The sequence below is a fragment of the Caballeronia sp. INML2 genome (assembly GCF_023631365.1).
Taxonomy (GTDB): domain Bacteria; phylum Pseudomonadota; class Gammaproteobacteria; order Burkholderiales; family Burkholderiaceae; genus Caballeronia; species Caballeronia turbans.
The window spans coordinates 156,710-170,299 of the sequence record NZ_JALQDH010000069.1 but is presented as its reverse complement, the minus strand read 5'-3'; the positions used below and the strand labels follow the sequence as shown (position 1 = coordinate 170,299).

General features: G+C 64.1%; 16 protein-coding genes. 4 read left to right on the top strand and 12 right to left on the bottom strand.

Features of this window, described 5'->3' with window-relative positions; genetic code table 11:
• Positions 1 to 1,185 (bottom strand): fumarylacetoacetate hydrolase family protein, encoded by a 1,185-nt coding sequence (locus NCT32_RS24300; RefSeq protein ID WP_061119242.1) that lies wholly within the window; start codon positions 1,183 to 1,185, stop codon positions 1 to 3.
• A gap of 122 nt (positions 1,186 to 1,307) precedes the next feature.
• Between NCT32_RS24300 and NCT32_RS24295 the strand changes: the two genes are divergently transcribed.
• The gene (locus NCT32_RS24295) at positions 1,308 to 2,054 is read left to right on the top strand and encodes an IclR family transcriptional regulator (RefSeq protein ID WP_061119241.1); all 747 of its coding nucleotides are present in this window, start codon (positions 1,308 to 1,310) and stop codon (positions 2,052 to 2,054) included.
• On the opposite strand, the gene NCT32_RS24290 is transcribed toward NCT32_RS24295, so the two are convergent.
• Positions 2,033 to 2,587 (bottom strand): universal stress protein, encoded by a 555-nt coding sequence (locus NCT32_RS24290; protein WP_061119240.1) that lies wholly within the window; start codon positions 2,585 to 2,587, stop codon positions 2,033 to 2,035. The genes NCT32_RS24295 and NCT32_RS24290 overlap by 22 nt on opposite strands.
• 80 nt (positions 2,588 to 2,667) lie before the next feature.
• On the opposite strand from NCT32_RS24290, the gene NCT32_RS24285 reads away from it, so the two are divergent.
• Positions 2,668 to 2,829, top strand: a complete 162-nt coding sequence (locus NCT32_RS24285) for a hypothetical protein (RefSeq protein WP_250477757.1) — start codon at positions 2,668 to 2,670, stop codon at positions 2,827 to 2,829.
• On the opposite strand, the gene NCT32_RS24280 is transcribed toward NCT32_RS24285, so the two are convergent.
• Positions 2,826 to 3,065 carry a hypothetical protein gene (locus tag NCT32_RS24280; RefSeq protein ID WP_061119238.1) on the bottom strand — a complete coding sequence of 80 codons (240 nt, stop codon included), beginning with the start codon at positions 3,063 to 3,065 and terminating at the stop codon, positions 2,826 to 2,828. The two genes, NCT32_RS24285 and NCT32_RS24280, sit on opposite strands and share 4 nt — an antisense overlap.
• A 214-nt stretch (positions 3,066 to 3,279) precedes the next feature.
• Here NCT32_RS24280 and NCT32_RS24275 point away from each other — a divergent pair, with 214 nt between their 5' ends.
• The gene (locus tag NCT32_RS24275; RefSeq protein ID WP_061119237.1) at positions 3,280 to 3,747 is read left to right on the top strand and encodes a response regulator; all 468 of its coding nucleotides are present in this window, start codon (positions 3,280 to 3,282) and stop codon (positions 3,745 to 3,747) included.
• Here the strand turns inward: NCT32_RS24275 and NCT32_RS24270 are convergent.
• Both NCT32_RS24270 and NCT32_RS24265 read right to left on the bottom strand, forming a co-directional pair.
• Complete coding sequence (locus tag NCT32_RS24270) at positions 3,723 to 4,133, bottom strand: hypothetical protein (protein ID WP_061119236.1); 411 nt, start codon at positions 4,131 to 4,133, stop codon at positions 3,723 to 3,725. The two genes, NCT32_RS24275 and NCT32_RS24270, sit on opposite strands and share 25 nt — an antisense overlap.
• A 363-nt stretch (positions 4,134 to 4,496) precedes the next feature.
• A complete protein-coding gene (locus tag NCT32_RS24265) occupies positions 4,497 to 5,420 on the bottom strand; it encodes a serine hydrolase (protein ID WP_061119235.1) in 924 nt (307 codons plus the stop codon).
• A gap of 150 nt (positions 5,421 to 5,570) precedes the next feature.
• Here NCT32_RS24265 and NCT32_RS24260 point away from each other — a divergent pair, with 150 nt between their 5' ends.
• Positions 5,571 to 7,025: an AarF/UbiB family protein gene (locus NCT32_RS24260; RefSeq protein ID WP_061119234.1), complete on the top strand. Its 1,455-nt coding sequence runs from the start codon at positions 5,571 to 5,573 to the stop codon at positions 7,023 to 7,025.
• Here the strand turns inward: NCT32_RS24260 and NCT32_RS24255 are convergent.
• The 7 genes from NCT32_RS24255 to cyoB all read right to left on the bottom strand — a co-directional run bounded on the left by NCT32_RS24255 (position 7,022) and on the right by cyoB (position 13,588).
• Positions 7,022 to 7,819, bottom strand: a complete 798-nt coding sequence (locus NCT32_RS24255; RefSeq protein ID WP_061119233.1) for an IclR family transcriptional regulator — start codon at positions 7,817 to 7,819, stop codon at positions 7,022 to 7,024. The genes NCT32_RS24260 and NCT32_RS24255 overlap by 4 nt on opposite strands.
• 10 nt (positions 7,820 to 7,829) lie before the next feature.
• Positions 7,830 to 8,558, bottom strand: a complete 729-nt coding sequence (locus NCT32_RS24250) for an SDR family NAD(P)-dependent oxidoreductase (protein WP_061119232.1) — start codon at positions 8,556 to 8,558, stop codon at positions 7,830 to 7,832.
• Positions 8,559 to 8,568: 10 nt separating this feature from the next.
• A complete protein-coding gene (locus tag NCT32_RS24245) occupies positions 8,569 to 9,870 on the bottom strand; it encodes an MFS transporter (protein WP_061119231.1) in 1,302 nt (433 codons plus the stop codon).
• A 51-nt stretch (positions 9,871 to 9,921) separates the two neighbouring features.
• A complete protein-coding gene (locus tag NCT32_RS24240) occupies positions 9,922 to 10,449 on the bottom strand; it encodes a 2,4'-dihydroxyacetophenone dioxygenase family protein (protein ID WP_061119230.1) in 528 nt (175 codons plus the stop codon).
• 189 nt (positions 10,450 to 10,638) lie between these two features.
• On the bottom strand, positions 10,639 to 10,971 hold the full coding sequence (cyoD, locus tag NCT32_RS24235) for a cytochrome o ubiquinol oxidase subunit IV (protein WP_061119229.1): 333 nt from the start codon (positions 10,969 to 10,971) through the stop codon (positions 10,639 to 10,641).
• Entirely contained in the window at positions 10,971 to 11,579 is a 609-nt protein-coding gene (gene cyoC, locus NCT32_RS24230; RefSeq protein WP_061119228.1) for a cytochrome o ubiquinol oxidase subunit III, read from the bottom strand. The genes cyoD and cyoC overlap by 1 nt, the downstream gene beginning before the upstream one ends.
• Positions 11,579 to 13,588 carry a cytochrome o ubiquinol oxidase subunit I gene (gene cyoB / locus NCT32_RS24225; RefSeq protein ID WP_061119227.1) on the bottom strand — a complete coding sequence of 670 codons (2,010 nt, stop codon included), beginning with the start codon at positions 13,586 to 13,588 and terminating at the stop codon, positions 11,579 to 11,581. The genes cyoC and cyoB overlap by 1 nt, the downstream gene beginning before the upstream one ends.
• Positions 13,589 to 13,590 lie beyond the last annotated feature (2 nt).

Here is a 13,590-nt window from a genome sequence, read left to right as displayed (position 1 = left end):
TCAGCCCGCCTTTCCCAACAAGCCCCGCGCCGCGAGACTCTGATACAACGCGCGCACGCCGAACGTCCACGGTTCGATCTCGGTCGACAACCTCACCGTATTCACCAGCGCCCCGAGGCTGGGCGTCGAAATCGTCACGACGTCGCCGAGATGATGCGTGAACCCGCCGCCTTCCGTATCGCGATCCTTGATCGGCGAGAACATCGTGCCGAGAAACAGCATGAAGCCGTCCGGATACTGATGATGCGCGCCGTGCGTCTGCGTGACGAGATCGGCCGGATCGCGGCTGATTTCGCTCATGTGGCTGACGCCTTCGAGCACGAAGCCATCGTCCGCGCCTTCGATGCGCAGCGACACGCTCGATGCGCGCACCGAATCCAGGGTGAAACGTTCGTCGAACAGCCGCACGAACGGGCCGATCGCGCAGGACGCGTTGTTGTCCTTCGCCTTGCCGAGCAGCAGCGCGCTGCGGCCTTCGATGTCGCGCAGATTCACGTCGTTGCCGAGCGTCGCGCCGACGATCTCGCCGCGCGCATTCACCGCGAGCACGATCTCCGGCTCCGGGTTGTTCCATTGCGATGTGGGATACAGGCCGACGTCCGCGCCGAACCCGACCGACGACATCGGCTGCGACTTCGAAAACACCTCCGCGTCCGGTCCGATGCCGACTTCCATGTATTGCGACCACGCGCCGCGTCGCTCCAGTTCGGCCTTCAGCTTCGCCGCGCTTTCCGAACCCGGCTTGATCTTCGACAGATCCGCGCCGATCAGCTTGTTGATCGTGTCGCGTACTTCCTGCGCGCGGCTCGCGTCGCCGCCGGCCTGCTCCTCGATCACGCGTTCGAGCAGACTCACCGCGAACGTGACGCCGCATGCTTTCACGGCCTGCACGTCGCACGGCGCGAGCAGGCGCGGGGCATCGGAGGCGCCCTGGAGCGTCGCTTGCAGCAAGTCCTGGACGTTGCCGAGATGTTCGCCTTCAGCGTTGCGGGCGATGTCGAGCGCATCGGCGTTATCGAAGAGGTCGGCGGTCGTCGGCGCGGCGCGCGTGATGTCGAACACTTCGCCCCGGCGCACGGCGACGACGGCGGGGCCGTTCACGGGCGCGGGACGCCAGACACGGCCGATCAGCACGGCATCGGCGAAATCTTCGGGCAAAAAGGAGGAGACGTTGGCGGTTTGCATGAATGCGGATGACCGGCGGGAAAGGAAAGCCGATCGTAGCCCGCGTCCGGGACGGTGTCCATCGGGTTGATTATTTATCCAACCTGTTGGAATATGGCCGGACGCAATGTCCGAGCCCGCACATGGAAAGAGCCTACGACGTCCCCGCGCTGCGCCGCGCGAGCGACATTCTGGATGCCCTCGCCGCCGCCGCGAAACCGGTGCGCGCCGCGTCGCTTGCCGAACAGACAGGCCTCTCGCGCAGCACGCTCTATCTGATGCTCGAAACGCTCGCGCGCATGCAATGGATCGAAAAACATGACGACGGCTACATGATCGGCGTGCGTCTGTTCGAACTCGGCAACGCGTATGTGCGTCACGACAAGCTGCAGGCCGCCTTTCGCGAAGGCGCGGGTGCGTTCATCAACAAGCACAACGAGGTCGTGCAGCTCGCGGTGCTCGACGGCGTGGAGGTGGTCTACATCGCGCGGGAGGATGCGCATCGTCCGGTGCGGCTCGTGTCCGATCTCGGCTCGCGCCTGCCCGCGCACTGTTGCGCGCTCGGCAAGGCGCTGCTGGCGGGAATGGCCGATGAAGCCGTGATCGGGCGCCTTCCCGAGCGTCTTGAAGCGGTGACGCCGCGCACCATCACGCGGCGCGCGGCGCTGTTGCGCGAACTCGCGTCGATCCGCAAGAGCGGGCTCGCTGTCGAGCGCGAGGAAGTCGCTGAAGGACTTGCGTGCTTCGCGGCTTACGTCGGGACGACGCCGGCGGGCAAACGCGTCGCGGTATCGACGAGCGTGCCGCTCGGCCGGCTCGATGCGAAACGTGAAAAGCAGATCTCGATCGGCATCGTGCAACTCGCGGCTCATTTGCGCGGCGCGCTCTGACGATGCGACGCGCGCGCGTCCATGCGGCCCGTCGAAGCGGTGAGGCGCGTGCCGATCGATTCCGCTTCCTGCTCCGCGCGCACCGGCGCCGGCGCGTGCGCCGCGATCAGCACGTCGCAGCGTGCGTGTGAGCAGACCACGTCGCGCAGACGTGCTTCGCCGTGGCGCCAGCCGGTGTCCGCTTCGCCGCCGAGCACGATGAGGTCCGCGCCCGCCGCTTTGGCCTCGTTCGCGATCAGCTCGCCAACACTCGTGCCGTCGAGCGGCTGCGTGACGCTGCGCGCGATGCCGTCGATGCCCGCGCTGTCGATCAGTCGCGCCGCATAGCGTGTCACGGCCCGCGCGTGGTCGTCGATCACGTGGAGCGTGTCGCCGGGATTGCTGTCGGCGGTGACGATCGCCCACCACGGCATCTGATCTACGATATGCAGTGCCGTGAGCCGCGCATTGCAGTCGCGGGCGCGCGTGATGGCGGTGGTGAGGGCGCTTTCGCTGAGGCTCGTGCCGACCGCGACGAGAATGTGCTTGTACATGATGACTCTCCGGTGTGTATCGCTCAGACCGGATGATCGGCGCGCAAAGTTAGCTGCGAATGAGCGCGAGTCGTCGCTGCATGTCGCTCGCCACCGCGATGATCCGCGAGCGCACGCAGGCGACGATCCTCGCGTATCTCGACGTTTTCGCCCCGTGCGCGATCTTCGCGTTCCTGTTCATTCCGCTGACGTTCTCCTTTTCGCCCGGGAAGGCGATCTCAGCGGCCACCGCCCAAAATTAACGGCGGCGTTTTTTCCAGTCGTAGTCGGCGGGCGGATCGGCGACGCCCGGCTTGCCGACCGCATGCGGGTTTTCACTGCATAACGTGACGAAGCTGATGTCTTCGCCATCGGCCTGGCGCTTGCGCAGGGCTTCCGCGTAGCGCAGCGCGTCGGCGAGCGCGTTTGCATCGAACCTTTTGAAGCATGCCGCACCTTCGGTATCAGGGTTGCCGCCGAGCCAATACACGACGAACATCGTTTAGCCTCTCGTTTGGGGATGTGCACCATCGTCGACACTCATGCACGGCGATGAAGATCCTGCACGGCGCCCGTGCATCGGCGCGCCGCGACAGCCACCGGGAATTCCCGAAGTGTAACGTTGGCGAGCCGCACGCCGCCTGACGATGACTTCAGGAAAGCTGCGAGGGAACGATCGTTGCTGTCATCCTCGTTTATTCCGAGGCCCAAACATGCAACGACAAGACCGTGTTCCTTCGCGAGCGCTGTGGCGCATCCCGCCTCGCGCGACGCACCACGACGAGCCGCGCGTGCTCATTGCCGATGACGATCTGGAGGCGACGCGCGCGATCTGTCTTGCCCTCGAAGACGCCGATTTCACGGTACGCGCGGTGCACACGGGCCTCGACGCGGTGTCGCTCGCGCGCAAATGGCGGCCGGGCGTCGTGCTGCTCGATCTGATGATGCCGCTCGGCGATGGCTGGGAAGCGGCCGAGGCGATCCGCGCGATCGATCTCTCGATGCTGCTGATCGCGCATACGAGCCGAACGGATATGGAGGATCTGACGCGCGCGCAGCAAACCGGCTTCAACGGCTACTTCGTCAAGCCGACGGAGCTCGACGGCATGATTGCGGTGCTGCGCGACTATTTCTCGATGCGGGAAGGCGAAGGCGATCACGCATCGGTGCGCGTGCGCTGAATGTCGACGCGCTTCGGCGGGAGCTCGTCCATATCCCCCTGGATGTGATCTTTCAGCATGTCTTCCCAGTACTGGCAATAACCGGCCCAGAACGGCATCTGCGTATGCGCGGATGCGGCAGTCGGCAGCGGATCGGGCAGCATCTTGCCCAGACGGCGGATCTCCTTGTGCTTCCATTGCAGCAGCGCGCGGCGATGTCCCCGTCGCGGGAGGCACATTTCGTTCATTCTCGCGACGGCGATCGAAAAGCCCTCAGCGGGACGCGAGGCCATCTTCGTCAGCACGGCTGTTTGCGGGCACGGCCCGCGTTCATGGCAGATGATCGCGCCGATCTGTCCAAGGATGAACATCGCTTTCGCCATCGGCGGCTCGGAAGGGTGTTGCATGACGCCTCTCGGTTGATCGTTATGAGTTTTCTTGACGGGCACTCGACGTTGCCTTGGTGTTGAATGGATACGTCTGGCTATGCCTATTAATAAGATACCGTAATCAGATTGATCTGAATTGTGTATCAACAAAAAGATACACTGGCGCCGACTGTTATCGCGCTCGAAAAAGCAAAACGCCCCTGTGTGGCATGCAGGGGCGTTCTATTTGTCGGCGCGTCCGGGCTTAGTTTAGTGCCGCGTCAAATCCGGATGTTGCGGCTCTTCGATGCTTACCGGCACGTCCTTGAGCCGATAATGCTCAACTGCGGCATTTGCGCCCGAAACGGATTGGCGCGGAAATCGAAACGCCGGCCGCTTCGGTCATCGGGCCGCGTCCAGCACATGACGGACGAACAGGTCGCGCACGCCCGTTGGCGCGTCGTGACTATCGCAGGTCGTGGCCGCGACGATCCGCTCGCGGGGCGCGACGAATATGAACTGGTCGCCGTGTCCAGCCGCGAAGACGTAACGCGGAGCGATCCAGCAGAGGTAGCCATATTGCGCGTCGTTCATCGGCGGGCCGCCGTCGCTTTGCACGGACATGGCTTCGTCGATGAACGTCTCGTCGACGAGCCGCGTGCCGCGCCATGCGCCGCGATGCATCATCAGGAGGCCGAGCCTGATCATGTCCGACGTGCGCAGCATGAGCCCGCGGCCGCCGAACGTGTGGCCTTCCTCGTCGCTGATCCATTCGCTCGCCGCGATGCCGAGCGGCGCGAACAGCGTATCGCGCGCATAGCGTGCGAGCGTGCGCCCTGTCACCGATTCGATCACGAGCGATAGCAACTGGACCGCATGCGAGTCATAGGCGAAGCGCGCGCCGGGCCGGGCGATCGGCCGCGACAGAATGAAGCGCAGACGACTGTCGCCGGGGCGAAACCGGTCGCAGGGACCGAGCACGCAATCGTCGATGACGCTCGGGTCGCACTCGAAGCCCGATGTCATCGTCAGCAGATGCCGCAACGTGACGCGCTGGACAAGGGGATCGAAGGCAGGCTCGCGCATCGACGGCAAAATGCGGCAGACGGGCGTGTCGAGCGGCGGCAACACGCCTTCATGCAGCGCCGCGCCGACCGCGAGTCCCACGACAGTCTTCGTGACGGAATTGATGTCTTGCAGACATTCGGGCGCAACGTCCCGCCGATAATGCTCGAACACGATGCGATCATCGTGCGCGACGACGAAGCTGCGCACGCCGCTTTGCGCACTCAGCGCGCGTTGCAATGAATCGTTAGCAACGTTCATGAGCCAAAAGAATAAAAAGGATGTCGAATCAAATACCGATCGTCGTGCAGGTGCAAACGAATCGTGTTACACATTGAGCAATCCGGATGCCAGGCACGACGGTATTGCCCTCTTCCAGCGGTTTCAACTCACTTTCAGCGAGCCCTCAATTTGTTCGTCCGACGACTCGCGACGCTCTGGCGCCTTGGCCGGGCGTTCGTCCACGAAAGCCAGCAGACGCATCTGACCGATGACGGCGCCGCAATGACGCGCGTCGCGCGCTTCTTCGCGTCGCATGGCGCGCGCGCCGCGCCGCTCGGCGCCGGTGTGCCCGCGCTCTCGCAGCTTTCGCGCGTGCTGGAAAACGCATCGGGCGCGCTCGCGCGTCATCCCGCGCTCGCTGAAACGGCGGTGCGCGTCGCGCTTTCCGAGCTCGATGGACTGTTCACGCCCTACGATGCAGCCCGCTTTCGCGCGGCTTGCAAAGCGGCGTTTCCCGCCACGCTCGCTTTCGAACTCACGGCGCTCTGCGACATGCCTTTGCGCTCGGGTGTCGCGGAGCAGACGCACGTCGCGCGCATCGGCGCGTTGCCCGTGCGCGTCACGCTATTGCGCGCGGACGCTTATGGCGAACTCGAAGACGATCTGGATTTGGCGCTCGCGGCGGCGCGTTTCGCGCAGCGGCGCTCGGCGAAGGCGCGCGACCTGCGTCCGGTGGAGTGGGTGAGCCGCGCGCGAGAGAGCGTCGATGCCATGATCGACCTGCGTCAGCGCGCGGCCGATCAGAGCTACTTGCGCTTCCGCCTGCGCGACGACAATCGCCTCGCCGTGCCCGAAGTGCTCTGGGACTATTGCAACGATGTGGTGCTGACCACGCGCGCGATCGAAACGGCGGCGCTGTCGGATGCGGATGCGCTCGCATCATGTGGGCTCGATCAGGCCGATGCCCTCGCGACGCTCATCGAAGCCTTCTTCGACATGGCGTTAGGCGTCGGGCTGTATCACGCGGGGCTGGATGCGGTGGGCGCGCGCGTGAGCGTCGAGCCCGACACGCGCGGCCAGATCGTTCTCGAAGCCGATAACCCGATGACGATCTTCGCCGCCCACGAACGCGATTTTCTCGTCGGCGTGTCGCATGCGCTCATGGCAGGCGATCACAAGGCGGCCGCCCGCGCCCATCTCGAGCACGGCCGGCCCGAGGCGAACGCGACGACTCACGAAGTGCGCGTCGAGGCGACGTATCGGCGTGAGGCGGAGCGTTTCGCCTCGCCGCATGCAAGGCGCAGCGCCGGCGTCGCGCATCTGTTTGCCGCGGTCGGCCAGGCGCCTGCCGAGCACATGTTCAGCGCGGCGCACGGGCGCATTGCATCGCGGGCGGTGTTGCTCTCGAGAGCGGCGGAAAGGATCGAGCGCGTCGCGCAGGACGTCGCGCCGAATGTCGATGTGTGGAAGATCGCGCGCAAGGTCATCGTGCGGCTTGCCGCCGATCAGTTGAGCTTCAGAAGTCTGGCGGCGCGCCTCGCGCATGAAGCGACGCACTGGCCGCATACGCTGCCGCGTCTGCCGTCGCTCATCGCGAATCGCGCGGCGGCCGCGCAACGCACGCGCGGCACGACGTCTCGTTAGCGCGTGCCGGGGCTCATGCGCTCCGCGATCGCGCGGCATGCTTCTTTCAGCGGCGCGATGTAGGTTTCGAGCGGGGTCGCGCTCTTTCTGAACAGCGGAATGCTGACGCTCACGCAGCCGAGCGTCGCGCCGTTCGCACCGACGATCGCACTGCCGTAGCAGAAAATCTGCGCTTCGTTTTCTTCGCGGTCTTCGGCGTAGCCGCGCATTCGGGTCGCGTCGAGTTCGGCGTCGAGTGCCTGGCGCTCGACGATCGTGTTCGGGGTGAAGCGCGCGAACGCGATGCCTTGCAGGAGCGCGTCACGTTCAGCGGGCGATTGTGTCGACAGATACGCCTTGCCGACGGAACTCGAATAAAGCGTCACGCGCGTGCCGATGCGCGAAGCCATGCGCACCGCGTGCGGGCTTTCGAGCTTCTCGACGTACACCATCTCCGAGCCGCTGCGCACCGCCAGATGCACGGTTTCCTGCGTCGCGTCGCGCAGGGTCTGCAATGCGTCGGCGGCGGCGATGCGCAGATCCGAGCGCTCCCAGCTTCGGCTTGCGAGCGACATCAGACGCGGGCCGAGCGCGTAGCATCCGGCGCGCGCGTTCTCGACGACCAGCCCTTCGGCAAGCAACGCGCCGACGATGCGATACACCGTCGGGCGGGGATAGCCGCTCGCGGCCGTCAGACGCGCGATGGTCGGCGGCTCGTCGGCATCGGCGATGAGTTGCAGCACCGCCATGAACTTCGAAAAGGCGGCGGTGCCGGTTGCCCTGGCGGCGTCGAGGGAAGTGGTGTCTGATGGCATGATCCGCGAATCATGCCACGAGATAGCCGCCGTCGACGGGAACGACCGCGCCCGTCATGAACGACGCCCCCGGCGACGCGAGAAACGCCGTCACCCGCGCGACGTCTTCGGGCAAGCCCCAGCGCTTCATCGGCGTGCGTTCGAGGATCGCTTGCGCGCGGCCGTCGTCGTCCTGGAGCGCCTGGGTGAGCGGTGTCGCGATCCAGCCGGGCGCGACCGCGTTCACGCGGATGCCGTCGGCGGCGTAGGCGATCGCGAGCGACTTCGTCAGTTGCGCGACGCCGCCCTTGCTCGCGCTGTACGCGGGCACGAGGCCGCCGCCGAAGAACGTCAGCATCGACGCCGTGTTGACGATAGCGCCACGGGTCTTCGCGAGCAGCGGGCGCGCGGCCGAGCACATGCGCATCGTGCCGTTGAGGTTCACGGCGATCACGCGCTCGAACGTTTCGATATCGTGCTCGTCGCCGCGACGGATCATGCCGGCGCAATTGACGAGCACGTCGAGCGTGTCGAGCGTGGCGAAGAGCGCGGCGGTGCTGGCGGCATCGGCGACATCGAGCGCGGCCACTTCGATGCCGTTGCCCAACGCGTCGCGCTGGGCATCGGTCGGCGCGAGACCGGCTGCAACCACGCGCGCGCCGAGCGCCGCGAACTGTTGCGCGATGCCCGCGCCGATGCCCTGGGTGCCGCCGGTCACGACGACGGTCTTGCCCTTGAAGAGATCAGATTGAAAAGTCATATCGTGAAGGTCAGACGGCGGGAATGGGTTCGGCCTGCTGCTCGGTATCTTCGATCGGCGAACGCACGACGAACATGTAGACGAGCGCGGCGGCGAACGCGACGCCCGCGCTGATCAGGAACGCGTTCACGAACGAGTGCGTCTTGTCGACCACGAGACCGGTGATGAACGGCGCGAACGAGCCGCCGAAATAGCCGCCGAAGTTCTGGATGCTGCCGAGCGACGCGACCATGTGGCGCGGCGCCGCGACGGAAACGAGCGCCCAGGCCGCGCCGCTCGCCATGTTGACGAAGAACATCGCAGCCGAGAGATAGACGATCGCGAGCGTGAGGTTCGGCGTGAACGCGGCCGGCACTGTGAAGAGCGCACCGCCGATGAGACCCGAGCAGATCGGCCACTTGCGGCTGCGGATCGGGGCGACGCCGCGCGCCATCAGTCCATCGGCGATGAAGCCCGACGACAGCATGCCGAGCGTGCCCGCGAGATACGGAATCGTCACGATCCAGCCCGTCTTCGCGATCGTCAGATGACGCTCATGTTCGAGGTATGCGGGCAGCCACGTCAGATAGAGCCACACCATGTAGATCACGCCCATGAAGCCGAAAATCATGCCCCACGTGGTCGCCTTTCCGAAGAGGCCGCGCCATTCCGCGAACGTCATGTTGCGTTCCTTGCGCTGCGTCGGCTCGCCTTCGGTCAGATGCGCGAGTTCGTCCGAGTCGAGCTTCACGTCGCGGCGATTGCGATAGACGATGTACCAGCCGATAGACACCGCGATGCCGAGCGCGCCCATGATGACGAACATGTTGCGCCAGCCGAACGACAGCAGCAGCACGGTAAGGATCGGCGGCGCGAGCGCGGGGCCGATCGTCGATGACGTGACGAAGATCCCCGTCGGTTTGCCGCGTTCGCGTTGCGCAAACCATTCCGACACCACCTTAGCGCCCGCCGGAAACTGCGGCGCCTCGCCGATACCGAGCGCAATGCGCGCCGCGAGGAATTGATGCAGGTTCGTCACGAGGCCGCCGAACAACTGCGCGACCGACCACACGAACATGCCGAGGCCGAGCATGATGCGCGCGCCGAAGCGGTCGAGCATCACGCCGATGGGCAACTGCGAGAATGCATAGGCGAACGAGAACGCGGAGAGCAGCAAGCCCATCTGCGAGGCAGAGAGGCCGAGCTCCTGCGTAACCGAGTGATTGGCAATCGAAAGCGTGCTGCGATCGAGATAATTCACGATGCCCGCGAGCATCAGAAAGGCGATCGCGACGACCTGAATGCGCTTCAGGCGCGGTGATTTTTCCAGCATTGTTGTCTCCTCCGGATGCTCTTTTGAGTCTGCGAGAGGTGGTTCGGGAAATTAGCGAATGAACTGGTCGACGAAATCCGCGCCGAGACCAACCGACTCATAGTGCTTGCGGCACATGTCGACTTTGGTGAACACGTCTTCGTAACCGGTGTAGTTGCCGTACGGGTCGCAATAGAACATCACGCCGTTCACCTGGAAGTAGGTGATCATCTCTTCCACGTCTTCCGGCACGTAGAGCGTGTGCGTTTCGCCGGGCGGCTCGAAGACGTAGCTGCCTTCGGTCGCTTCCCAGTCATGCTCGAGATAGCGCCAGCGGCCTTTCAGCACCATGCCGTGAACGGCTTGCGGGTGACGGTGGCGCGACAGCACGCCGGATTTGCGCACGCGCAGGAGGTTCATCCAGTAGCCGGTCGATACGTTCAGGCACAGCGGACGGAACCAGACGTTTTCCGCTTGCGGGACCCATTCGCGCTCGTCGGCGGGAATCGCGCAGGGGACGACGATTTCCTTTTGAGCTTCTTTCGGGAAGGGCAGTTGATACGGCGTCATGGCGTCCGCCGTGGGTTTTGGCGCGGTCATCGCGTCTCCTTGTCCATAATGTGGATCATAGATTCAAATTATGGACAAATAATCGGCCTCGTCGGGAAGATTGTCAAGATTCTTCACCGGATGCTGAATTCGTGCAGGATGACGGCCGGATCGCAAACGAAAAAAAAGCGGACCCGCAAGCGGGCCCGCCTTTCGATTCGCTCGGTGAGTCCGAGAGGCTTATCGCGCCATCATCAACATATGCACGTTATGCATCACCCAGACAGTGCCGACGATCAGGATGAACGACATGAGAATGGTGTAAGCAAACGACATCGCATGCCAGCGCTGTCCCTTCGACGCGTTCACGTGCAGGAAGAACACCACATGCACGATGACCTGCACCGCGGCCAGCACCGCGAGCGCGACGATGCCGCTCTCGCCCTTGAATGCGCCCGACGTTGCGGCCCAGAACGACGCCACGGTCAGCACCACGGCCAGCACGAAGCCGATGAGATACCCGCGCACGGTGACGTGCGGGACATCGCTCGAGTTGGTATGAGCATGTGCCATCAGACGACGCTCCCGAGATAGACGAAGGAAAACACGCAAATCCAGACGATGTCGAGGAAGTGCCAGAAGAGGCTCAGGCAGGCGAGACGACGCAACTCGCGCTCGTTCATCTCCGGATTGCTCGCGATCTGCACCGCCAGCACGACCAGCCAGATCAGGCCGATGGTGACGTGCAAGCCGTGCGTGCCGACCAGCGTGAAGAACGACGACCAGAACGCGCTGCGTTGCGGACCCGCGCCTTCAGCGATCAGATGCGCGAACTCGTGCACTTCCAGCCACAGGAAGCCCGCGCCCAGCACGAACGTGACGAAGAGCCACGCGAGCGCTGCGCCCGACTTTCTGCGAGTCGCCGAGATCATCGCGAGACCGAAGGTCAGGCTGCTCGTGAGAAGCAGCGCCGTTTCGTACGCGACGTCCGTGAGGTTGAAAAGATCCTTGCCCGTCGGGCCGCCTGCTGTCTGCATCGCGAACATTGCGAAGGCCGCGAAGAGTGACGCGAACAGCACGCAGTCGGTCATCAGGTAGGCCCAGAAGCCGAACACCGAATGCGACTGGTGCTCGTGCTCATGGCCGTGCGCGTGCTGCGCGGAAAGTGTCGATTGCGACATTACATTGCCTCCAGTTCGAGTTCGCGCTCCGCGCCGGCCTTCACAGGCGACTTCGGCGGGCGATTGCGCTCTTCGGTCGACTTCACGGTCGCAGCCGGGATGATGAAGCCCGCGTTCTCACGGAAGCTATAGCCGATCGCCGTCGCGACGACGCCAACGAGACCCACGACCGCCAGCCACCAGATGTGCCAGATCGCGGCAAAGCCGAATGCGAGGGCGAAGAGACCGATTGCGAGACCCGCGCTCGTGTTCGACGGCATGTGGATGTCGCGGTACGGACGCGTGTCGACGCGGCCATGTTCCTTGGCATCGGCGAAATCGTCGAGTGCGCGCACAGCCGGGATATTGGCGAAGTTGTAGACGGGCGGCGGCGAGCTGATCGTCCACTCGAGCGTGCGGCCGTTCCACGGATCGCCGGTGATGTCGCGATAGGCAGGCTGATTGCGGCGGATGATGCTCACCACGATCTGCAAGACCTGGAACACGACGCCCAGCGCGATGATCCCGACACCGATAGCGGCGACGATGAAGAACGGCTGCCATGCCGGGTTGTCGTAGTGATTCAGGCGGCGCGTCGCGCCCATGAAGCCGAGGATGTAGATCGGCACGAACGCGACGAAGAAGCCCACGAACCAGCAGATGAACGCGTTGCGGCCGAGCTTTTCGTCGAGCTTGAAGCCGAACACCTTCGGCCACCAGTACTGCACGCCTGCGAAGTAACCGAACACCACGCCGCCGATGATCGCGTTATGGAAGTGCGCGATCAGGAACAGCGAGTTGTGCAGCACGAAGTCCGCGCCGGGAATGGCCAGCATCACGCCGGTCATGCCGCCGAGCGTGAAGGTGATGACGAAGCCGATGGTCCACAGCACCGGCGTGGTGAACTGCACGCGGCCGCGGTACATCGTGAAGAGCCAGTTGAAAATCTTCACGCCGGTCGGGATGGAGATGATCATCGTCATGATGCCGAAGAAGGCATTGACGTTCGCGCCCGAGCCCATCGTGAAGAAGTGGTGCAGCCACACGAGGAACGACAGCACCATGATGCAGCACGTCGCCCAGACCATCGTCTTGTAGCCGAAGAGCGGCTTCTTCGAGAAAGTGGCGACCACTTCGGAGTAGATGCCGAAAGCGGGCAGAACCAGGATGTAGACCTCAGGGTGACCCCAGGCCCAGATCAGGTTCAGGTAGACCATCGGATTGCCGCCGCCGTCGTTCGAGAAGAAGTGCATGCCCATGTAGCGGTCCAGCGCCAGCAGCGCGAGCGCCACGGTCAGGATCGGGAACGTCGCCATGATCAGCACGTTGGAGCAGAAGGCCGTCCAGGTGAAGACGGGCAGCTTCATCCACGTCATGCCGGGCGCGCGCATCTTCACGATCGTGACGAAGAAGTTCACTCCGGTCAGCAGCGTGCCGACGCCGGACAACTGCAACGCCCAGATGTAGTAGTCGACCCCGACGCCCGGACTGAACTGCGTCTCGGAAAGCGGCGGATACGCGAGCCAGCCCGTCGACGAGAACTCACCGATGAAAAGCGACAGGTTGATCAGGATGGCGGCCACGGCCGTCATCCAGAACGAGAGCGAGTTGATGAACGGGAAGGCCACGTCGCGCGCGCCGATCTGCAGGGGCACGACGAGGTTGAAGAACGCGACCAGCAGCGCCATGGCCATGAAGAAGATCATGATGGTGCCGTGCGCCGAGAAGATCTGGTCGTAGTGATGCGGCGGCAGATAGCCCGGTGCATCGAGCGCAATGGCCTGCTGAATGCGCATCATGACGGCGTCGGCGAAACCGCGTACGAGCATCAGCCCGGCGACGATCAGATACATGACGCCGATGCGCTTGTGATCGACCGAAGTCAGATACTCGCGCCAGAGCCAGCTCCACTTTCCGAGTTTGGTGATAAGGGCGACGGTACCGAGTGCGAGGATCGCCATGAAGACGGTCGCCCCCATGATGATGGGCTCGTGGTACGGGATCGCCTCAAGCGTTAATTTGCCGAACATGG